General features: G+C 62.2%; 1 pseudogene. It reads left to right on the top strand.

Features of this window, described 5'->3' with window-relative positions:
- Positions 1–241, top strand: a pseudogene (locus KVT39_RS37250) (IS30 family transposase); the annotation flags it as partial.

Below are 241 nucleotides of genomic sequence, written 5' to 3'. Positions count from 1 at the left end.
CCGACGCTGAAGCTTGCACCCGACTCGGTTCTCTGGGATGTCGTTTGCCAGCTTCTGCGAGAACGCCAGTGGGCGCCGCAGGAAATCGCGGCTACCCTGAAGCGGACCTTCCCCGACGATCCGGGCCTGAACGTGTCCCACGAAACGATTTACAACGCCATCTATGCTCAGCCTAGCGGCGAGTTGCGCCGCGAACTGATTGCCTGCCTGCGCCAGCACCGTAACAAACGCCTGCCGCGAT

This window comes from Burkholderia sp. GbtcB21, assembly GCF_019091065.1.
Lineage (GTDB): Bacteria > Pseudomonadota > Gammaproteobacteria > Burkholderiales > Burkholderiaceae > Burkholderia > Burkholderia pyrrocinia_C.
This window is presented reverse-complemented; position numbering and strand designations above follow the sequence as displayed.